Source organism: Streptomyces sp. yr375 (genome assembly GCF_900110755.1).
Classification (GTDB): domain Bacteria; phylum Actinomycetota; class Actinomycetes; order Streptomycetales; family Streptomycetaceae; genus Streptomyces.
In genome coordinates this window covers 31,038-51,276 of sequence record NZ_FOFF01000058.1, presented here as the reverse complement: position 1 = coordinate 51,276, position 20,239 = coordinate 31,038, and the positions used below count along the sequence as shown (strand labels likewise).

Here is a 20,239-nt window from a genome sequence, read left to right as displayed (position 1 = left end):
GAGAAGACCAACGAGATCACGCGTTTCCAGCCCCTCCTGGACACGCTGCCCGACCTGTCCGGCATCGTCGTGACCAGCGATGCCATGCACACCCAGTACGACCACGCCACCTATCTGCGTGGGCGGGACGCCCACTACATCGTGATCGTCAAGCGCAACACGAACAGGCTCCGCCAGCAGTTGAAGGTCCTTCCCTGGAAGCAGATACCGCTCCAGGACCGGACACGCACGACTGGTCACGGACGCTCCGAGATCCGCAGGCTGAAGGTCTGCACGGTCAACAGCCTGCTCTTCCCCGGCGCCCGTCAGGCTGTCCAGATCGTCCGGCGCCGTGTCCATCGCACGACTGGGAAGATCAGCCTCAAGACCGTCTACGCGGTCACCAGCCTCGCCGCGGAGCAGGCCCCACCCGCCCGGCTGGCCCAACTGGTCCGCGGGCACTGGACGGTCGAGGCCCTGCACCACGTCAGAGACGTCACCTTCACCGAGGACGCCTCCCAGCTGCGGACCGGGAACGCACCCCGGGCGATGGCGACCTGCAGAAACCTCGCGATCGGAGCCCTCCGCCTCGCCGGCGTCCGCAACATCGCCGCCAGCCTCCGCCGGACAGCCCGGGACCAAACTCGCGCCCTCACCCTTCTCGGCCTCACGTGATCAAAAAAGACGAGGCCCGACTACGCCGAAGCCCTGGCGCCGCGCCGGACAAAGCATCCAGGTTCTCTTCCGCTACTACGCCAAGTTTCTGGCCGAGGCACGGAACCATGCCAACAGCCTGATCGAGGAGTCGATGCGAAGGTGGGAGGGGCAGGACGGCACTGCAGAGGACGCATGAACCGGGACTTGGCCCGGAAATGCCCCGGAACAGCTGGTCAGAGGTGGGATAGCAGTGGGACATATCAGGAGTTACTCTGCACTTCACCCCGTGGCTGAGAGGCATGCCGGGAAGGGCGCCTGTCAGGTGAAATGCCTGGTCAGGCGCCCTTTTTTTGGCGTCTAGAAGAAGCCCAGTTTCTTCGGCGAGTACGACACGAGAAGGTTCTTGGTCTGCTGGTAGTGCTCCAGCATCATCTTGTGCGTCTCGCGCCCGATCCCGGACTGCTTGTAACCGCCGAAGGCGGCATGCGCCGGGTACGCGTGGTAGCAGTTCGTCCAGACACGGCCCGCCTGGATCGCCCGTCCGGCCCGGTACGCCGTGTTGATGTCCCGGGTCCACACCCCGGCCCCGAGACCGTACGACGTGTCGTTGGCGATCTTGATCGCGTCGTCGAAGTCGTCGAACGAGGCCACCGAGACGACCGGACCGAAGATCTCCTCCTGGAAGATCCGCATCCGGTTGTTACCCTCGAAGATCGTCGGCCGGACGTAGTAACCGCCCTTCAACTCACCGTCGTACTCGGCACGTTCGCCGCCCGTGAGGATCTTGGCGCCCTCCTTCCGGCCGATGTCGATGTAGGAGAGGATCTTCGCGAGCTGCTCGCCGGAGGCCTGCGCGCCGATCATCGTGTCCGTGTCGAGGGGGTGGCCGGGCTTGATGAGCTCGGTGCGGGCGACGGCCGCCTCAAGGAACTCGCCGTAGTTGCCGCGCTGGATCAGACCGCGCGACGGGCAGGTGCACACCTCGCCCTGGTTCAGCGCGAACATGGTGAAGCCTTCGAGGGCCTTGTCGCGGAGTTCGTCGTCCTTGTCCCACACGTCGTCGAAGAAGAGGTTCGGGGACTTGCCGCCCAGTTCGAGCGTGACCGGCTTCAGGTTCTCCGCGGCGTACTGCATGATCAGCCGCCCGGTCGCCGTCTCACCCGTGAACGCCACCTTCGCCACCCGCGGACTGGACGCCAGCGGTTTGCCCGCCTCCTCACCGAAGCCGTTGACGATGTTCAGCACGCCCGGCGGCAGCAGGTCCGAGACCAGGCTCATCCAGTAGTGCAGCGAGACCGGGGTCTGCTCGGCGGGCTTGATCACCACCGTGTTGCCCGCGGCGAGAGCCGGTGCGAGCTTCCAAGTGGCCATCAGGATCGGGAAGTTCCACGGGATGATCTGCGCGACGACACCGAGCGGCTCGTGGAAGTGGTACGCCACCGTGTCGTCGTCGACCTCGCTGAGCGAACCCTCCTGCGCGCGGACCGCGCCGGCGAAGTAACGGAAGTGGTCGATCGCCAGCGGGATGTCCGCCGCCAGCGTCTCGCGGACCGGCTTGCCGTTCTCCCAGCTCTCCGCGACGGCGAGGGGCTCCAGGTACGCCTCCATGCGGTCGGCGATCTTTAGGAGGATGTCGGAGCGCTCGGTCGCCGAGGTGCGGCCCCAACTCGGCGCGGCCGCGTGCGCCGCGTCGAGCGCCCGCTCCACGTCCTCCGCCGTGCCGCGCGCCACCTCGGTGAACGTCTCCCCGTTCACCGGCGACGCGTTCTCGAAGTACTGCCCCCGCGCCGGGGGCACGTACTCGCCGCCGATGTAGTGGTCGTAACGCGCCTGGTAGGAGACGATCGCGCCCTCGGTCCCGGGCGCCGCATAACGAGTCATCCTGTTCTGCCTCCCTCAGCATCACTGCCCGCCGTTGGACAGCTCCCGGCGAAACTAGGCAACCGGACGTTGCAGTCACGTTGCGGTGCTGGTCGGGGGAGGGAAGGGCGGAAGGCGGGGTGGGAGGGGAGAGGGAAGGAGGGGCCGAAGGCGGGGGCGATATTGGGCTGGCGGGGGCGTCCGCCAGCCCCGACCCTCGGGTGAGTGCGCAGGGCCGACGAAGGCACACCCGGGGCCTGGGCCACAGGTGCCTCGCCCAGGCCCCGGGTGCCCGCCGGGTTGCTGGGGCCGCCGGGGCCGATGACTGCGGCCACTGCGGCCACCGCGGCCATGCGCCCGCCACGCACGCCTCGGTCCGCCGCCCGGGCCATGGGAGCGTCCCACCGCTCGGCATCTCCGGTGCCCCGGTCGGCAGTTGCGTCGCCCGGCCTGTACGTGCGGTGCCGCGGCAGGTGGTCCCGGTGCCAGCGCCCATGAGGAGCGGGGAGGGTGAGGGGGCTTATGGGTGGGGCCACCCGGCCGGGGCCGTCAGTTCCGTTTCCAGTGAGGTGAGGCGTGCTCGTATCGCGGCCGTCGGGTGGGCTGCCGCGAGCGCTCGCCACACGTCGAGGTCGTCCTCGCCCCACGGCGCATGTGCCCAGTCCGCCAGCAGATCGGGGTCGCCGCAGGCGATCAGCGCGGCGCGCAGTCCGTCGGCCAGACGGCGCCGGAGCAGCACCACGGCCGGTGCCTGAGACGCGGGTAACAGCGGCCCGGTGTACGCCGTCACGGCCGCCGTGACCGCGCCGGCCGCCAGCCGCCTTTCGACGACCGCAACGTCCGACTCGAAGGGAACGGTGAGCCGGTAGGGGCGCGAGACCAGCAGCCCGGGACCGAGCACCCCGCGCAGCCGGGCGAGTTCGGCCCGCAGTGTCACCGGCGTCACCGACTCGTCCCTGTACAGCGCGCACAGCAACTCGTCGCCCGTCAGGCCCTCGGGGTGACGGGCCAACAACACCAGGATCTCGCTGTGCCGGCGGCTCAGCCTGATCCCCCGGCCGCCGACGACCAGATGTGCTTCGTCCCGGCCCAGCACCGTCAGCCGCGGCGGCTCGGCGGCAGGCTGCGCGGGGGTGAGCAGCGCCAGATGGGCTTCGGCCGCCCGCGCGACCGCCTGTACGAAGCCCAGGCTGTGCGGATGCGCCAGCCCGTCCCCGCCCGTGATGTCCACGGCACCCAGTACCCGACCGGTCCGCGGATCGTGCACCGGGGCGGCCGCGCACGTCCACGGCTGCACCCGCCGGATGAAGTGTTCGGCCGCGAACACCTGCACCGGCCGGTCCAGGGCGACCGCCGTGCCCGGTGCGTTCGTCCCGACCGCGCTCTCCGCCCAGTGAGCGCCCGGCACGAAGTTCATCCGCCCCGCGCGCCGCCGTGTCGCCGCGTGGCCCTCGACCCACAGCAGCCTGCCGCGCGCGTCGCACACCGCCAGCAGATGCTCCCCGTCGGCGGCGAACGTGCCCATCAGCTCGCGGATCAGCGGCATCACCCGCGCCAGCGGATGTTCGGCCCGGTAGGCGCCGAGATCGCCGTCGGTCAACTCCACGCTCGCCGTGCCGTCGGGACCGACGCCGGCCTGCGCGGAACGCCGCCACGAGTCGGCCACGACGGCACGCACCGGCCGCGGCACGGTGCCCGCCTCCGTGAACGTCTCGTGCGCCCGCCGCAGGATCCGCACCCGCTCGGCAGGGTCGGCCCCTGGCTCCAGGGCCACCCAGGGATCGGTCAACTCGTCCTCCCGGAAGGCGATACGGCTCGGTACGGCTGGGGACATCGTCACTCCGGGTACGCGGACCGACAACCGTTTGGACGGCGGTGGCCCGAAAGCCGACCATCCCCTTGCGGTCCCCTTCCGGTCAGGCGGAGTTGACGAGCCGCAGGTAACGGCTCCAGTCCCAGTTCGGCGGGATCGGTGTGGTCGGTGCCGGGCACCTCGTGGTGGCCGATGATGTGCGCCCGGTCCCTCGGGATGCCGTACCGGTCGCAGACCGATGCCGTCAGCCGAGCGGACCGCTCGTACAGCGCGTCGGTGAAGTAACCCGGTTGGTCCACCCACCCTTCGTGTTCGATTCCGACGCTGCGTGTGTTGTAGTCCCAGTTCCACGCGTGCCAGGCGACGTCGGACTCGCGCACGCACTGCGCCACATGACCGTCCACCGAGCGCACGACGTAGTGGGCGGACACTTTCTTTCGCGGGTTCTGGAAGACGGACAGGGTCTTGGTGTACTCGGTCTGCGTGACGTGGATGACGACGCGGTCGACGACGTAGGCGGGTGGGCGGTTCGACGCCGTGCAGTTGGCAGCGGTCGCGGGCTGCCACTCGGCGAGCGGATAGTCGACGGTCCGGGGCTGCGCGCCCGCCCGTGTGTCGGGGAGCAGCGCGTACGGAACGGCGGCGAGGGCGGCGCCCTTCAGGATGCGCCGTCGTCCGGGGAGGTGTCTTGCTCGTTCCACGGAGTGCTGCCTTTCAAGTGATGACTGAGGGGTGTCTGAATGGTGTTTGAGTGGTGTCTGACGTGTTGAAGCGGCACCGGCCCGGTTCGTTCGGGCGCGCCTCGGCAGGCTCGCCCGTGCCGGGAGCGATGGGTGCCACGGGCGGACCACGCTGGATATGCGCAGGGGATCGTCGAGTTGGACCCGGGCGGTCTCGGCCGCGCGGCCGGGATCTCCCCGCACAGTCGCCGGCACCACAACCGCTAGCAGCATCAGCACCAGTACCACCACCAGCACCGCTACCCCCGCAGCCGTCCATATGCCGACGACCAGACCGGCGTGCGAGTCGGCGGCGCTCAGCCCGCTCACGAACCCGACGAGCCGCACCGCGACCACCGCGACCACCGCAACCACTGCGGACACCGCGGACACCGCGAGGACCAGCACCTTGCACAGCCCCACGGCCTCACGCCGCCGCCTCTCAACCTCTTCCCCCGGCATTCCGAATCCCCCTTGTTCTCTAGCCCACTAACCCTCTCGCGCCTCGCACGTGTCGATGCGTCAGCCGTCACGACCTCGACGGTCGGGCGGCCTCGCATACATCACGTTACGACGCAGATCGGTCCGGCAGGAGGACATGCCGGGGTTCGGTGGACGAGCGCGGAATTGTGGATAACTCGCTCACCCGAACGGGGAGTTCCGGCTTGATCGGGCTGTGTATGACCGCCGTTCAGGCGTGTTCCGCCACCGCTGCCGGATCGTCCAGCACGGCCCGCACCACCGAGTGCGCGGCCCCGAGCAGCGGCCCCTCGGGACCCAGCCGCGAGACGGACACCGGGCAGGCCGGGCCCGCCGTACGCCGGGAGAGTTCGGTCTCGAGCGACGGCAGCAGCCACGGCGCGAGCCCGGCCAGGGCGCCGCCGAGCACCACACCCTCGGGGTCCAGCAGATTGAGCGCCCCGGTCAGGGCGATGCCGAGGGCCGTTCCCGCCTCGCGCAGAGCGCGCCGTACGTCCGGATCGCCGTCCGCGGCGCGTCCCGCGAGGAGTCCGACGCGGTCCTCGCCCGGTTCCAGCCCGGCCGCCCGCAGGACCGCCTCCTCACCGGCGTACTGCTCCAGGCATCCGCGCCCGCCGCACACGCACTCCGGCCCGTCGGGGTGGACCGGCACATGGCCCAGCTCGCCCGCGAAACCGCGGGTGCCGCGCAGCAGGCTGCCGTTCACGACGAGCGCGGCGCCGATGCCGATCTCGGCCGACACGTGCAGGAAGTCCCCCGGGGTGTCCGCGCCGAGCCAGAGTTCGGCCAGTCCGCCGAAGTTGGCCTCGTTGTCCACGGTCAGCGGGAACTCTGCGGGCAGCAGCGCGCCGAGGTCGACGTCCTGCCAGTCGAGGTTCGGCGCGCGGACCACCGTACGGGCGTCCCGGGCGATCAGGCCGGGGACGGCCACGGCGAGCCCGGCCGGCCACAGCCCCTCGCGTTCCGCCTCGGCGACGACCTGGCGTACGAGATCGGTCAGCTCCTCGACCACCGGCCCGGGGGAGCGGCCCCGGTTCGTGCCGTGCCGCATGGCACGCGCGCGTACCTCGCCGCGCAGGTCGACGGCGCACACCGCGAGGTGGTCGACGCCGATCTCGGCGCCTATCCCGGCCGGGCCGCGCCCGCTGACCGCGAGTGCCGAGCCGGGCCGGCCCACCCGGCCGGGCCGCTCGGGGCCCAGCTCCTGGAGCAGTCCGGTGCGTATGAGTTCGTCGACGAGGGTCGACACCGCTGCCCGGGTCAGGCCGATACGTGAGGCGACCGCCGCCCGCGAGAGGGGTCCCTCGGCGCTGACGGCGTGCATCACCCGGGCCAGGTTGCGGCGGCGCATGCCCTGCTGGGTGTCGGGCAGCGCACGCCCCGGGCCGGTCGGCCGGGCCTCGTGCAGCGGTGCGGTCATGCCTCCGTCGATTCGTTGACGCTCAGTTCGTTGTTGCGCAGTCGATGCTCAGTGGGCGTCCGTGCTCCGTTCGAGCAGCGGGGCCGCGTCGGAGAGTACCCCGGCGATCCTGGTCAGCGTCCTGTCGTCCCGCTCGACGGCGTCGAGTACCGGACCCCGCGTGGTGTTCCAGCGGCGGGCGACGGCGGCCGGGTCCTCCCCGGTCAGCAGGCCCGCCGCCTGTGCCGCGGCGCCCAGCGCGACGAGTTCCTTGGCCTCGGGCACCTGGACCGGCCGCCCGGACAGTCGGCGCACGGTCTGCTGCCAGGCCGTGCCCCGGGCGCCGCCGCCGATCAGCAGCAGCGGAGCCGAGCGGTCCGCGTCCTCGTCGAGGACCAGGTCGAGCGCGCCGAGCAGCGAGTGCACGGCACCGTCGTAGGCGGCCTGCAGCAGTTGACCGGCGGTCGTGTCGTGGCGCAGGCCGTGCAGCAGGCCCGAGGCGTTCGGCAGGTTCGGGGTGCGCTCGCCGTCCAGGTAGGGCAGGAGCGTGAGCTCCGTGGTGGGTTCCACGGCCTCACGGTCCAGGCCCAGCAGGGCGGCGATGCGGTCGACGGCGAGCGTGCAGTTCAGGGTGCAGGCCAGCGGCAGCCAGTCGCCATGGGCGTCGGCGAAGCCGGCCACGGTGCCGGTGGGGTCGGTGGGGCGGTGCTTCGCCACCGCGTACACCGTGCCCGAAGTGCCGAGGCTCAGCACGGGCGTGCCGGGCCGCAGCCCGAGCCCCAGCGCCGCCGCGGCGTTGTCCCCGGTGCCCGGGGCGACCAGGGTGCCCTTGGCGAAGGGCAGGCCGTGGCTGTCGCGCACGGTGCCCGCCACCTCCCCGGGCCGCACCACGCGGGGCAGCAGCGCGGGGTCTAGCCCGACATGGGCGAGGATTTCCTGGTCGTACGTCTCCGTCCCGGACGCCCACCAGCCGGTGCCGGACACGTCGCCGCGGTCGGTGGTGCCCTCGCCCGTGAGGCGTTCGGTGAGGTAGTCGTGGGGGAGGCGCACGGCCTTCGTCGCGCGCAGGGCCTCCGGCTCGTGCTCGGCCAGCCACGCCCACTTCGTGACCGTGAAGGACGCGGCCGGGACGGACCCGGTGCGCTCCGCCCAGAACTTCGCGCCGCCCAGTTCCTCGGTCAGCCGGCGGGCCTGCGGAGCCGAGCGCACGTCGTTCCACAGCAGCGCCGGGCGCACCGGCTCACCGCGCTCGTCCAGCGTGACGAGCCCGTGCTGCTGCCCGCCGATCGACACCGCGGCGGCCTCGCGCGCCGCGTCACCGCACTGGTGCAGCGCCTCGCGCAGGGCGTCCCACCACTGGCGCGGGTCGCTCTCGCGGCCGGCCCCGGAGGAGACGGTGTGCGGCGCCTGGCCGCTCGCGACGACCTCGCCGGTGGCCGCGTCGACGACCAGCGCCTTGGTGGACTGGGTGGACGTGTCCACGCCGACGACGAGCGGACCCTCGGCTGCTGACATCGGGTTCTCCCTCAAGTTTTTCCGCGGCTCCGCGGGATCTGTCTTCCCAGAGATGCGTTCGCATACTAATTTGTAAACGGCCATGACGAAATAGTTCGCCACCGCCCGCACAACAGTCAGCAACGCAAGGAGCCGCGGCATGAGCTACCAGCCCACCCCCGATGACAGGTTCACCTTCGGCCTGTGGACCGTCGGCTGGCAGGGAAGGGACCCGTTCGGCGACGCCACGCGGCGTGCCCTGGACCCGGTCGAGACGGTGCAGCGCTTGGCCGAGCTGGGCGCCTACGGTGTGACCTTCCACGACGACGACCTGATCCCCTTCGGGTCCTCCGACAGCGAGCGTGAGTCGCACATCAAGCGCTTCCGCCAGGCCCTGGACACCACTGGCATGACCGTGCCGATGGCCACCACCAACCTCTTCACGCACCCCGTCTTCAAGGACGGCGCGTTCACCGCGAACGACCGTGACGTGCGCCGTTACGCCCTGCGCAAGACGATCCGCAACATCGACCTGGCCGTCGAGCTCGGCGCGAAGATCTACGTCGCCTGGGGCGGGCGCGAGGGCGCGGAGTCCGGCGCCGCCAAGGACGTACGGGTGGCCCTCGACCGCATGAAGGAGGGCTTCGACCTCCTCGGCGAGTACGTGACCTCCCAGGGCTACGACCTGAAGTTCGCCATCGAGCCCAAGCCGAACGAGCCGCGCGGCGACATCCTGCTGCCCACCGTCGGCCACGCCCTGGCCTTCATCGAGCGCCTGGAGCGCCCGGAGATGTACGGCGTGAACCCCGAGGTCGGCCACGAGCAGATGGCCGGGCTGAACTTCCCGCACGGCATCGCGCAGGCGCTGTGGGCGGGCAAGCTCTTCCACATCGACCTCAACGGTCAGTCCGGCATCAAGTACGACCAGGACCTGCGCTTCGGCGCCGGCGACCTGCGCTCCGCGTTCTGGCTGGTCGACCTGCTGGAGAGCGCCGGCTACGCGGGCCCGAAGCACTTCGACTTCAAGCCGCCGCGCACCGAGGACCTCGACGGTGTGTGGGCGTCGGCCGCGGGCTGCATGCGCAACTACCTGATCCTCAAGGAGCGTGCGGCCGCGTTCCGGGGCGACCCGGAGGTCCAGGAGGCCCTGCGCGCCTCCCGCCTGGACGAGCTCGCCCAGGCCACCGCAGCCGACGGCCTGCAGAGCCTGCTCGCCGACCGCACCGCGTTCGAGGACTTCGACGCCGAGGCGGCCGCCGCGCGCGGTATGGCATTCGAACAGCTCGACCAGCTCGCCATGGACCACCTGCTGGGCGCCCGGGGCTGACGCCGCACGCGCGCGTGTGTGTGTGCACCGATGAGTGTGCACACACGCAGCGCATGCACGCGCCCCACGCGCGCGCGTGCCGCCGAGTGGTCGATGTTCCCGCGGTCTCCGTACGGAGACGGAGTACGTCGGAATGATGCGGTCCATGACATGGGTCCGTATCAACTTCCCTGTGAGGGTCGCGCGGTGGGCGGTCCGCCGCGACCCTGGACCGTATGGCCATGCCGCCCGTACCGCCCCACCCGCCCGGACCGCCGGGTGACACGCCGCCTCCGGGCGGCTTCGGACCGCCCCACAGCGGCTTCGGACCCGATGACGGGACGGGAGGGGGCGGCTGGCCGCCCCCTCCGCCGTCGCAGCCGCAAGGCGGCTCCGGAAGGCGCAGGAACCCTCTCTTCGTCGTCCTCGTGCTGCTCGTCGTCGCCGGAGCCGTCCTCACCGTCGTGCTGATGGCCTCCCGAGGCGGCGGCTCGCCGGACGGCGAGCCGACCGGCGGGAGCAGCACCGGCAGCAATTCCACCCCGGCCCCGTCCTTCAGTCTTCCGGTGGAACTGCCCAGCGGCCTGCCGACCGAGCTGCCGTCCCAGTTCCCCACGGAGCTGCCGACCGAGATCCCGAGCGGCCTCGAGTCACTGCTGCCGTCCTTGACCGAGCTGCTGCCCTAGCCGGTACGCCCGGTTCGCGCGCGTGGGCACCACCACAGCAGCCACGCGCGCGTGCCCCCGACACCGTGTCTCTCAAACACTCCTCGGCAGCCGGACGTACGTGACCGTCGTCTCGATGCCGCTGTCGACCAGTCGGCCCTGTGCGTCGAACGCGCCGGCGCCGTCCGTCATCCCGAAGTCGTTGTCGTTGACGAGGGCCAGCGTGTCGTGGTCGACACGCGCGACGCCCTCGATCTTCCCGGGCACCCCGGCGACCGTGCCCAGGTCGACGACCAGCCGCTTGGACAGCACCGGGACCCCCGAGGCGGCGGGGTCGTCGAGCTGCTCCAGGGACGGCGACGTCGCATCGTCGTCCCAAGGGCCGCCCAGGATGTCCGCCTCCCGGCTCAGCCGTACCAGGTGCAGCCGTGCGGCCTTGTCCGTGCGCTCCTCTACCAGCAGCCGGTCGCCGCCCACCGCGACCACCGAGGAGATCTTCAGCTCGGAAGTGTCGTCCTCGCTCGGGTCGACCACGTTGACCGGGTCGAAGCGGTACGCGTACTCGGCGGTGACGGCCTTCTTCGGCGAGAAACGCAGCAGACGCGCGGTCCGCGAGCCCTCTCCCGCAGCCGTGTCCGGGAGCGACAGTGGGCTCTGCATCGCCAGCACGAGGTCGCCGCCCGGCAGTTGGGCGAGCCCCTCGAAGCCGCGGTTGATCTTCCGGTGCAGCAGGACCGCGGGCAGCGCCTCCACCACCGGGTAGTCCGCGCCCGTGAGGTTCAGCCCCTGAGGCACATAGCGCGTCAGCACCCTCCCGCGCGCGGAGACGTGCACCAACGAAGGCCCGTACTCATCGACGAGCCAGAAAGTCCCGTCAGCCGCCCGCACGATGCCTTCCGTGTCCAGCCCGTTCGGGTTGTAGGGCAGGGGCCTCAGCGCGTTGTAGGAGTACGGCGCCTCGTCGCGTCCCGCCTGGTTGGGCAGCCCCGTCACGGGCTTCCCCGACGACGTGGTGACCGGGATCGCCCGCAGCACCTTCACGGTGTCCCCGGACACCCGGATCCGTACGATCGCCGGGTCGAAGCCGGGCACGGCGAACGTGCGGCGTTTGGTGCCGCCCACCTTGATCTGGCCGTTGGGCCCACGGTCGGTGACCGTCCAGAACTCGCCCTTGCGGCCCGTGGGATAGACGTCGCTGCCGATGCCCCCGAGGTCCACGCCGCGGTCGTCGTCCACCGTTCGGGGCAGCAGCGCGTCACTGAACGCCCCGAGCGGTATGTCACCGAGCGTCGCGGTCCTGGTGACACGCGCCTCCCGGGCCTCCCTGTCCGCCTGGGACGGTGTACCTGCGGCGGCCGGTCCGGCAGTGGCGAGCGCGGCCAGGACGGCGAGCGGCACGCCCACGGCGACGGAACGGCGGACGCGGCGTCGACCGTTGGTGTGCGAGAACATGGGGCCTCCTGAGGGGCGGCTCGGCAACTTCGGCGACAGCGGCCAGAGTTGGGGCACGCGCCGAACGCCGCGCGACTCCCGGGTGAACACGGGGCGGCGGCCGCCCGACAGGCCGACGCCCCGCGCCACGGAAACGAACTCGCGTCTAGGGAAGCGCTTCCTCGCCGTCGGGTCGGGCAACGGCCAGGGCCGTCGCCGGATCGTGGGCCGCGTCCCCGGCCGGCATCCAGCGGTCGCCCTCCTCGCGGTACGGCCACCAACGACCATCCCGCCCCAACCGCAGTTGGCAGCCCGCTCCGACGACCGTCCACCGGTTCCCCCGCGCCCGCAGGACCGGCCGCTCGTCCTCCTCCCAGGCTGCGTCCAGCGCGGCACGCGCGCGTGCGAGCTCCCCGCCCGCTACGGTCCACTCCTCCTCGCACACCGACAGGGCGGCCGCTCCTCCGTGTCGCCAGGCGCGTGCGGCCGACGCCAGTTGTTCCCGGCTACGCCCCGACCCGGCGGCGAGTCGGTCGGCGGCTGCCATGGCGGATCCATCCGCTGCCTGAGGGCCTTCGAGAACGCCTGCCGCCAGCCGTGCCGCGTCCTGGCCGACCGTCAACTCGGCCATGGACGCTGACCGTCCGGACCGCTCGTGGAGCGCCTCCGCGAGCAACAGGTGGGCCATGGCGGCCGTCCGGGCGGCCAGGACCTCCAGGGCCGCGGGATCCACCCCTGGCGGGGGAGGGGCCTCCGTGTCCAACGAGGGCGGAACGCCTGGTTCCTCCGGGAGTTCGGGCGCGGCGGGTAGCGGGGGCAGGATGCTTCCGGCCGCGTACGCCTCCGCCGCGTCCACACCCTCTGCCCTGGGTGGCTCCGATCCGCCCTCAGGGGCGGTGGCGCGCGCCTGGAGGCCGTCCAGCAGGGCCTGTTCGGCCCGTCCCCGAAGCAGCAACAGGACGAACGGATCCTGGTCGAGCAGCCTCGCCACCTGGTAGCAGACCGCCGCCGTGTGACCACAGTGGTCCCAGGCACCGCAGTCGCACTCCGCCTCCAGGTCGCCGAGCCCCGGCAACAGGTCGATGCCGGCCGTCTCGGCGTCCTCGACCAGATGCGGCGGCATCTCGCGGTCGAGCAGCGCGGCGACGTGTCCGGCCCGCTCGACCGCCAGATCCAGGAAACGGTCCCACTGCGCGTCCGAAAGCCGCTCGAGCAGTACGTCGGCCCGGTGCGGGGTGCGATCGTCGTCCTCGACGACGGCTGTGATCCGCCCCGGCCGCACCGACACCGCGCCCACGGCGCCCACGCGCGCGAGCCGGTGGCCCGACCGCACCTGCTCCTTGTCCAGCGCTCCGTCCTCCAGCGCCGCCAGCCACGCCCGGCCCCACCACGTCTGCGCGAACCCTCTCCCGCGCGCGGGAGGCAACGCGGAAAAGGTCCGTTCCTGAGGTTCCTTGACACCTTCCTCGACGCTGTCGTACCGGTTCATCGCGTGTCCCCTCGCAGTTCCACCAGGTCGGCCAACTCGGCGTCCGTCAGTTCTGTCAGTTCTGTGAGCGCAGCCTCGCCGACCCCGAGAACGGCGTCGGCGAGGTCTCGTTTGCGGCGCAGCATGTCCGCGATGCGATCCTCGATCGTGCCCTCGGCGATCAACCGGTGCACCTGTACGGGCCGGGTCTGGCCGATGCGGTACGCGCGGTCGGTCGCCTGCGCTTCGACGGCCGGGTTCCACCAGCGGTCGTAGTGCACGACGTGCTCCGCGCGCGTGAGGTTGAGACCGGTGCCGGCCGCCCTGAGCGACAGCAGGAACACGGGCACCTCGCCGTCCTGGAAGCGCCGGACCATGGCCTCGCGCTCGGCGACGGGTGTGCCGCCGTGCAGGAACTGCGTGGGCACCCCACGCACTGCCAGGTGCTGTTCCAGGAGACGCGCCAAGCGCACGTACTGCGTGAAGATGAGCACGCTCGCCCCCTCGGCAAGAAGGGCGTCGAGCAGCTCGTCCAGAAGGTCCAGTTTCCCGGAGCGTCCGGCGGTCGTCGGCCGTTCCTCCTTCAGGTACTGCGCCGGATGGTTGCAGATCTGTTTGAGGCCGGTCAGGAGCTTCACGATCAGCCCGCGTCGCGCCATGTCGTCCGCCTCGGCGATCGCCGCGAGCGTCTCGCGCACCACGGCCTCGTACAGGCCCGCCTGCTCCTTGGTGAGGGTCACGGCGTGATCGGTCTCGGTCTTGGGCGGCAGCTCGGGGGCGATCCCCGGGTCCGACTTGCGGCGGCGGAGCAGGAACGGTGCCACGAGCCGCGCGAGCCGCTCCGCGGCGGTCGGATCCCCGCCGCCTTCGACGGCTCGCGCGTACCGGGTACGGAAGGCGCCGAGCGCGCCCAGCAGCCCCGGCGTCGTCCAGTCGAGGATCGCCCACAACTCCGACAGGTTGTTCTCCACCGGAGTACCCGTGAGCGCCACCCGCGCGCGTGCGCCGATGGTGCGCAGCGCCCGCGCGGTCGCCGAGTACGGGTTCTTCACGTGCTGCGCCTCGTCCGCCACGACCAGGCCCCACGGCACCTCGCGGAGCCGGCCCGGGTCGAGCCGCAGCGTGCCATAGGTGGTGAGCACGAACTCCCCGTCGGCCAGCGCGTCCAGGTCACGACGCGGCCCGTGGAAGCGGCGCACCGGCGTACCCGGCGCGAACCGCTCGATCTCCCGCTGCCAGTTGCCCATCAGGGACGTCGGACACACCACGAGGGTCGGTCCGGCCGCCGAGGCGTCGGTCTGGCGGTGCAGGTGCAGGGCGATCAGTGTGACGGTCTTGCCGAGCCCCATGTCGTCCGCCAGACAACAGCCCAGCCCCAGCGACGTGGTCCGGGCAAGCCAGTCCAAGCCGCGCCGCTGATAGTCGCGCAGCGTGGCGTCGAGTGCGGCAGGCTGCTCCACCGGCTCCTGCTCCTCGGGCCGCGTCAGCCGCTCCCGCAGGCCCGCCAGCCACCCGGTGGGCCGCACGTCGACCCGGCGGCCGTCCACCTCCGCGGAGCCCGTCAGAGCGGCGCCCAGCGCCTCCACGGGCGTCATCTTGCGGTCCTGCTGAGCACGCGCACTGCGCAGTTCCCGTGGGTCGATCAGGACCCACTGGTCGCGCAGCCGCACCAGGGGCCGGTTGGACTCGGCCAGACGATCCAGCTCCTCGCGCGTGAGCTGCTGGTCGCCCAGCCCGAACCACCAGTTGAGGGTCAGCAGCGCGTCCGCGGACAGGAACGACGGCGTGTCCGAGGCGGTGCGGTCCGGTCCCGCTCCCTCCTCCGGCGGCCCCACGACCGCGCGGGCGGTCAGGGTGCGGGCCAGCTCCCTCGGCCAGTGCACCTCGACCCCCGCACTCGCGAGCGCGCGCGAACCCTCGCCCAGCAGCTCGGTGACCTCCTCGTCCAGGAGATCGACGGCGTCCGGGACGGTCGCCGACAACAGAGGGGCGAGCGCGGGCCAGACCGGGGCCGCACGGCGCAGGGCGAGCAGGGCGTCCATCCGCGCGCGCGGGCCGAACGCCCCGCGCGTGACACCGGAGTCTCCCCAGATCTCGGCGGCGTCCGCGAGGAGCGCGGGATCGCTCACACTGTGCACCTGTAGGACGGCCCGGAACCGCGGTGCCGCTTGTCCGACCGAAGAGCCGGCGCTCCCGACGGCACCGGGGGCGTAGCAGTCCGCCCCGTACCCATCGGCCCCGGACTCACCGTCTGCGGGCGTGTCGAGCCCTGACATGTCGTTGATCCCCGACACCTCGATCCGCAGCGAGATCCGTACGCCGGCGTCGTGGCCAGCGGCGACGTCGGTCGCCCACGCGCGCAGCTCGGGGACGTGCTGGGGCTGCGGTGCCGCGTAGGCCGGCTCACCCGTCACGAGGGGCGCTGCGGGCGTGCGGGGGAGCGTGTCCGCGACGGCGTCCAAGAAGGCGCGCAGCAGTCGTTCGGGGGCGGGGAGCCGTAGGGACGGCGTTTCGTCCACCGGTACGGCGTGTGCCTCGGGCGGCATCGAGGCGGCCAGTCGGCTCACCTGCTCGACGTCCGCCGGGCTCAGGGGGCCGATCCGCCAGGCGTCGTGGTCCTCCTGGGACAGGCCGGGCAACAGCAGCCCCCGTGCCACGCAGTGCAGGGCCAGCAGGGCGGCCGCATCCCAGAAGGCGGCGGCCCGGTGTGCGTCGGGCGTGACACGCGCGTGTGCGAGTACGGGCAGGGCGTCCCGCACAGGCAGCAGTACGGCGGGTACGCGCGCCATCGCCACACCGGCGCCGGCGGGCAGGACGACCGGCAGGTCCCGCACGGTGCTCGACACGACGGGAGGTGCGTCACCGTCGGGGCGCCAGAAGGCGACGCTGCCGGTACGGGCCGGGGTGCCGGGCACGAACACGGCGCAGCAACGGGCCAGTTCGGAGATCTCGGGCAATGCTTCCACGGGAACCCTCTGCACGGCGATGAGTCTTCTCCTCAAATTTGACTACTGGGTGCGGGGTCGCCGAGGGTACAGCACTTTCGGCGAGGAACGCGCGCCGTCATCGGAGCCGGTTGTCTGCGAACCTGGGCCGTGGGCCTCAGGGGTGTCTCGGGGGTGTACCTCAGGGACGTCTCAGGGTCGCGTCCGGAACCGCGGGCGGCGCGGACCCGTTTTCATGACAGAGAGCGGCAGTGGCCGCGAAGGAGGCGACGCACATGTCGAGAAACGCGAAGATCGCCGCAGGAGGTGTGGCGGTTGGGCTCCTCTTGCTGATCTGGCTGCCCTGGTGGGCGGCTCTGCTGATCATGCTGGGAGTTCCGGCGGCGGCCTACCTCACGCTGGATCCCGCGCAACGGCGCAGGCTGCGCCGTGCCACACGCAAGGAGCTCGGCCGCTGAGTGACGGGGACCGCGCCGCGGTCCCCGCCGTCCGGCACACCCAAGCTGTTCGGCACACCCAGGCCGTTCGGCAGACCCGAGCCGTCGGGCGCGCGGACGTCACGTGACCTGAAGGCTCCGTACCGCCGGAGAGAGGAGCGAAACCACCCCAGGAGGTCGACACCACCCCAAGAGGTCAGAAAGGTCGTACGGCCATCTTGTCGAGCGCCTCCAGGAGGCCGGGCAGTTCGGGTCCGCGGCCGACGGGCAGCACCACGCCGGGCTGTTCGTCGAGCAGCACGAAGGCGATGTCGTCGGTCCTGGCCACCAGCGACCAGCCGGGGCCGTCGGCGCGCAGGGTGCGCGCGTCACCGGGAGCGAACGAGGAGCGCACGCGGCCTAGGGGAGGCGGGGCGTCCACGTAGGCGCGCACCTCGGCCAAGACGCGTCGGATACCGCTGTGCCCCTTCGGCGCAGCCTTCTCGGACCTGCCGGACCTGCCGGACCTGTCGGACCCGTTGGCCGCGTTGGCGTCTTCCGCCCTGTCGGCTCCATGGGGCGCGTCGGCCTTGTGGGCCCCGCCGGCCTCGTCTGCCTCTCCGGCTCGGTCTCCCTCGTCGGTGCCCGAGTCCGCCCCGGTCGCGTCCCGTGGAGGCGCGAACTCGGTGTCGTCGATCTGCTCGCGCCACAGGGCCCACTGGAGGGCGATCTCGTCGGCTCCGAGCCGTCGCTGGGCCGGGCCCCAGGTGGCCGTGTCCGGAGGGGACAGCGCAGGGCCGTCCGCGACCTCGGGGGCGGGGTCGTGCGGCGCGGGCACACCCGGAGCCGCGACGGCGACCGCCAGCGGCCAGCCGGGCAGCGCGGCGACGACCGTCCGCTCGCTCGGCGACAGGTCGTACTCCATGCCGCAGTCCCACGACGCGATGGCGACGGCCACCAGCGACACGTCGTCGATGACGACAGTCCAGCGCGCGCCCTCGCCGTCCTGCCCCAGCACCAGCCCGTACCCGTCGGCGAGCGGCGGGAGGCCGAGCGTCGCACAGGCCTCCGGGTAGTCGTCGCCCAGCGCGCTCGGGAACTTCGCCGGCATCAGCAGCACCGCCGTGAGCACATAGAGCGCGTCGTCCGCGGCGGCGACGGCGTCCTCGTCCGTCCCGGCCATCCCAGCCTCCCCATCGGTTTGTCCAACGGCGCGCACCCTAGTGCGGCGGGAAGGTGCTTGTCACGACTCCCCGACACACCCGGAGCTGCAGCTTTCCGGCCGGACGGGGCGAATCGACCACCTCGGACCATTGGATGCGTCACGCCGTGGGCAGTCCAAGGAGCGCACGGGCCACGGCCTGCGGCGACTCGTCGCGCTCCCGCGCGAGGGCGATGACGGCGCGACAGGCCAGTTCGTTGACCCCGAAGGACAACGCTTCCGGCGACACCCAGCCCGCTGCCTCGTCGATCCCGTCCTGATCGTCCTCCGCACAGGCCGAGACGTACGCCGCGGCCGCCTCGAACAGATTGTGCGGGCGTTTCCCGCGCGCACGCGGTGCCCCGCCCGGACGTCCCTCCCCATCCGGATCCGGACGCGACCGTGCGCGCGTCGCGTCAAGGAATCCCTCGTAAGCTCTGCGGAACCTGCCAGACATGCCGACCGCCTTCCCCCTGCGTGGTTGCCCCAACTGATCGTGCGTCTCCTGCTGTTCAACCTAAAGTTGGAGTTTCCGCGACAGAAGCGGGACGAAACGGTGAAGCGCTTCGAACGGCTCGAACAGATCCGGCGGATGGCCCCCCGTACGAGGACGCGTTCGAGATCTACCGACAGCGAGAGGGGGCGTACTCCCGCTATGCCTCTCCGGGCCCTGTCACCCGCGCCCTGGAGGCTGGCCGGCCCGCGTGCCCTGCACCGCACCGCGGTCGGACTCGGGCGGGGATCCGACCTGGTCATGCGCGAGACCTGACCGGGCTCGACGCGTTCGTGCGGGCGGTCGCCGGAGGAGTGTGAGCCCTCAGGCCTCGCGGACGGCCAGGGCCAGGAAACGGTCGTCCTCGTCGACGTACGACGTCATGCGCCACCCCGAACCGGCCAGCAGCGGGCGGAGGCTGGGCTCCGCGCGCAGGTCCTCCGGGGTGATCTGCCGGCCCTGCCGGGCCGCGAGTGCCGCCCTGCCGATCGGGTGGAACAGCGCCAGCGTGCCACCAGGGCGCACCACCCGCGCCAACTCCCGCAGGTTCTCCTGAGGACGGGGCAGGTGGGCGATGAGGCCCGCCCCGAACACGGCGTCCAGGGACTCGGAGCGCAGGGGGAGCGCGGCGACGTCGGCGAGCATCAGCCGCCCGTCGCGGTCGCGTCCGGCCCGTACAGCGGCCTTCAGCATGGCCGGGGTCAGATCGGCCCCGATGACCACTCCTGAGGGCCCCACGGCCGCACGCAGGGGCGTCAGGGCCCGTCCGGTGCCGCAGCCCGCGTCCAGCACGCGGTCCCCTTCGCGCAGACCGAGTTCGCCGACCGCGGCCGCGTAGGCGGGACCGTCGTCGGGGAACTTGCGGTCCCAGTCGGCGGCGCGGGCGGTGAAGAACTCCTGAACGTGTGTGTGGTCGTCGCTCATGTTCCGCATGATCCCTCTGATCCCTCACTGACACGGATGACGCCTCGGTGTACATGTTCGAGCGCGACCCGATCGATCCGGCGCACTTCCGCGTCATATTGCAACACCTTTCGAAATGCGCCCCCTTTGTGCTCCCGTGCCCCGGCTAGCGTCCCGTGGCCATGGGACACCTGGACCACGCCGCCTTCGGCTGGCTGACCCCCGTGCTGTCGTACGTGATGGCCTGCATCGGCGCCGCCCTTGGGCTGCGCTGCACCGTGCGCGCCCTCGGTGCCACCGGACGCTCGCGCCGCAACTGGCTCGTCACCGCGGCGTCGGCGATCGGCACCGGCATCTGGACCATGCACTTCGTGGCCATGCTCGGTTTCGGCGTCAGCGGCACCGACATTCGCTACGACGTTCCGCTGACCGTGCTCAGCCTCCTCGTCGCCATGGTCGTCGTCTGTGCCGGCGTCTTCGCCGTCGGCTACAGCCGCGACCGCACGCGCGCGTTGCTGATCGGCGGGCTCACCACCGGCCTGGGGGTGGCGAGCATGCACTACCTGGGCATGGCCGCCGTCCGGCTGCACGGCGACGTGACCTACGACCCGGTGCGCGTCGGAGTCTCCGTCCTGATCGCCGTCGTTGCGGCCACCGCGGCCCTCTGGGCGGGACTCAACATCAAGTCGCCGGTCGCGGTCGCCGTCGCCTCCCTCGTCATGGGCGCGGCGGTGAGCAGCATGCATTACACCGCGATGTTCGCGGTGAGCGTCCACGTCACGCCCTCCGGGGAAGCGCTGCCCGGGGCCACGGCGATGCAGTTCATCTTCCCCCTCGCCGTCGGCCTCGGGTCCTACCTCTTCCTGACCTCGGCCTTCGTCGCGCTGTCACCCACCACAGGGGAGCGCGAAGCGTCCGCCTCGGCACAACAACCGGTGGAGAACCTCGTCGGCCGACAGCAGGCCCGGCCCGTCTGACGCGACCGCCACACGGCATGCCCCGACCCGCCC

Annotated in this window: 15 protein-coding genes and 1 pseudogene; 5 read left to right on the top strand and 11 right to left on the bottom strand. The window is 71.8% G+C overall.

The genetic code is table 11. The features are described from left to right. Window positions 1-654 (top strand): ISAs1 family transposase (locus tag BMZ82_RS35055; RefSeq protein ID WP_107487716.1); only part of this gene is annotated, 654 nt, incomplete at its 5' end. Between the two features lie 339 nt (window positions 655-993). Here BMZ82_RS35055 and BMZ82_RS35050 read toward each other — a convergent pair. The 5 genes and pseudogenes from BMZ82_RS35050 to xylB form a co-directional block, all read right to left on the bottom strand. Further along, complete coding sequence (locus BMZ82_RS35050; protein ID WP_093781440.1) at window positions 994-2,517, bottom strand: acetaldehyde dehydrogenase ExaC; 1,524 nt, start codon at window positions 2,515-2,517, stop codon at window positions 994-996. A 499-nt stretch (window positions 2,518-3,016) separates the two neighbouring features. Then, the gene (locus tag BMZ82_RS35045; protein ID WP_093781447.1) at window positions 3,017-4,285 is read right to left on the bottom strand and encodes a GAF domain-containing protein; all 1,269 of its coding nucleotides are present in this window, start codon (window positions 4,283-4,285) and stop codon (window positions 3,017-3,019) included. Window positions 4,286-4,412: 127 nt separating this feature from the next. Beyond that, window positions 4,413-5,010, bottom strand: a pseudogene (locus tag BMZ82_RS35040) (N-acetylmuramoyl-L-alanine amidase). 709 nt (window positions 5,011-5,719) lie between these two features. After that, window positions 5,720-6,928, bottom strand: a complete 1,209-nt coding sequence (locus BMZ82_RS35035; protein WP_093781439.1) for an ROK family transcriptional regulator — start codon at window positions 6,926-6,928, stop codon at window positions 5,720-5,722. A 48-nt stretch (window positions 6,929-6,976) separates the two neighbouring features. Next, window positions 6,977-8,422, bottom strand: a complete 1,446-nt coding sequence (gene xylB, locus BMZ82_RS35030; protein ID WP_093781438.1) for a xylulokinase — start codon at window positions 8,420-8,422, stop codon at window positions 6,977-6,979. Window positions 8,423-8,561: 139 nt separating this feature from the next. Between xylB and xylA the strand changes: the two genes are divergently transcribed. Together xylA and BMZ82_RS42320 are read left to right on the top strand one after the other, a co-directional pair. After that, the gene (gene xylA / locus BMZ82_RS35025) at window positions 8,562-9,728 is read left to right on the top strand and encodes a xylose isomerase (protein WP_093781437.1); all 1,167 of its coding nucleotides are present in this window, start codon (window positions 8,562-8,564) and stop codon (window positions 9,726-9,728) included. A 407-nt stretch (window positions 9,729-10,135) separates the two neighbouring features. Then, a complete protein-coding gene (locus tag BMZ82_RS42320; RefSeq protein WP_256252275.1) occupies window positions 10,136-10,393 on the top strand; it encodes a hypothetical protein in 258 nt (85 codons plus the stop codon). A gap of 72 nt (window positions 10,394-10,465) precedes the next feature. Here BMZ82_RS42320 and BMZ82_RS35015 read toward each other — a convergent pair whose 3' ends face one another. From BMZ82_RS35015 to BMZ82_RS35005, 3 genes are all read right to left on the bottom strand, one after another. After that, window positions 10,466-11,824 (bottom strand): esterase-like activity of phytase family protein, encoded by a 1,359-nt coding sequence (locus tag BMZ82_RS35015; protein WP_093781435.1) that lies wholly within the window; start codon window positions 11,822-11,824, stop codon window positions 10,466-10,468. A 145-nt stretch (window positions 11,825-11,969) separates the two neighbouring features. Continuing rightward, complete coding sequence (locus BMZ82_RS35010) at window positions 11,970-13,292, bottom strand: SWF or SNF family helicase (protein WP_093781434.1); 1,323 nt, start codon at window positions 13,290-13,292, stop codon at window positions 11,970-11,972. Beyond that, window positions 13,289-16,252 carry a DEAD/DEAH box helicase gene (locus tag BMZ82_RS35005; RefSeq protein WP_093781433.1) on the bottom strand — a complete coding sequence of 988 codons (2,964 nt, stop codon included), beginning with the start codon at window positions 16,250-16,252 and terminating at the stop codon, window positions 13,289-13,291. The genes BMZ82_RS35010 and BMZ82_RS35005 overlap by 4 nt, the downstream gene beginning before the upstream one ends. A gap of 239 nt (window positions 16,253-16,491) precedes the next feature. On the opposite strand from BMZ82_RS35005, the gene BMZ82_RS35000 reads away from it, so the two are divergent. Next, on the top strand, window positions 16,492-16,674 hold the full coding sequence (locus tag BMZ82_RS35000; RefSeq protein WP_093781446.1) for a hypothetical protein: 183 nt from the start codon (window positions 16,492-16,494) through the stop codon (window positions 16,672-16,674). Between the two features lie 175 nt (window positions 16,675-16,849). Here BMZ82_RS35000 and BMZ82_RS34995 read toward each other — a convergent pair whose 3' ends face one another. The 3 genes from BMZ82_RS34995 to BMZ82_RS34985 all read right to left on the bottom strand — a co-directional run bounded on the left by BMZ82_RS34995 (window position 16,850) and on the right by BMZ82_RS34985 (window position 19,250). Then, window positions 16,850-17,815, bottom strand: a complete 966-nt coding sequence (locus tag BMZ82_RS34995; RefSeq protein WP_093781432.1) for a hypothetical protein — start codon at window positions 17,813-17,815, stop codon at window positions 16,850-16,852. A 139-nt stretch (window positions 17,816-17,954) separates the two neighbouring features. Next, a complete protein-coding gene (locus BMZ82_RS34990; protein WP_093781431.1) occupies window positions 17,955-18,290 on the bottom strand; it encodes a hypothetical protein in 336 nt (111 codons plus the stop codon). Between the two features lie 360 nt (window positions 18,291-18,650). After that, the gene (locus BMZ82_RS34985) at window positions 18,651-19,250 is read right to left on the bottom strand and encodes a class I SAM-dependent methyltransferase (RefSeq protein WP_093781445.1); all 600 of its coding nucleotides are present in this window, start codon (window positions 19,248-19,250) and stop codon (window positions 18,651-18,653) included. A gap of 161 nt (window positions 19,251-19,411) precedes the next feature. On the opposite strand from BMZ82_RS34985, the gene BMZ82_RS34980 reads away from it, so the two are divergent. Then, entirely contained in the window at window positions 19,412-20,206 is a 795-nt protein-coding gene (locus BMZ82_RS34980) for an MHYT domain-containing protein (protein ID WP_093781430.1), read from the top strand. Window positions 20,207-20,239: the final 33 nt, after the last annotated feature.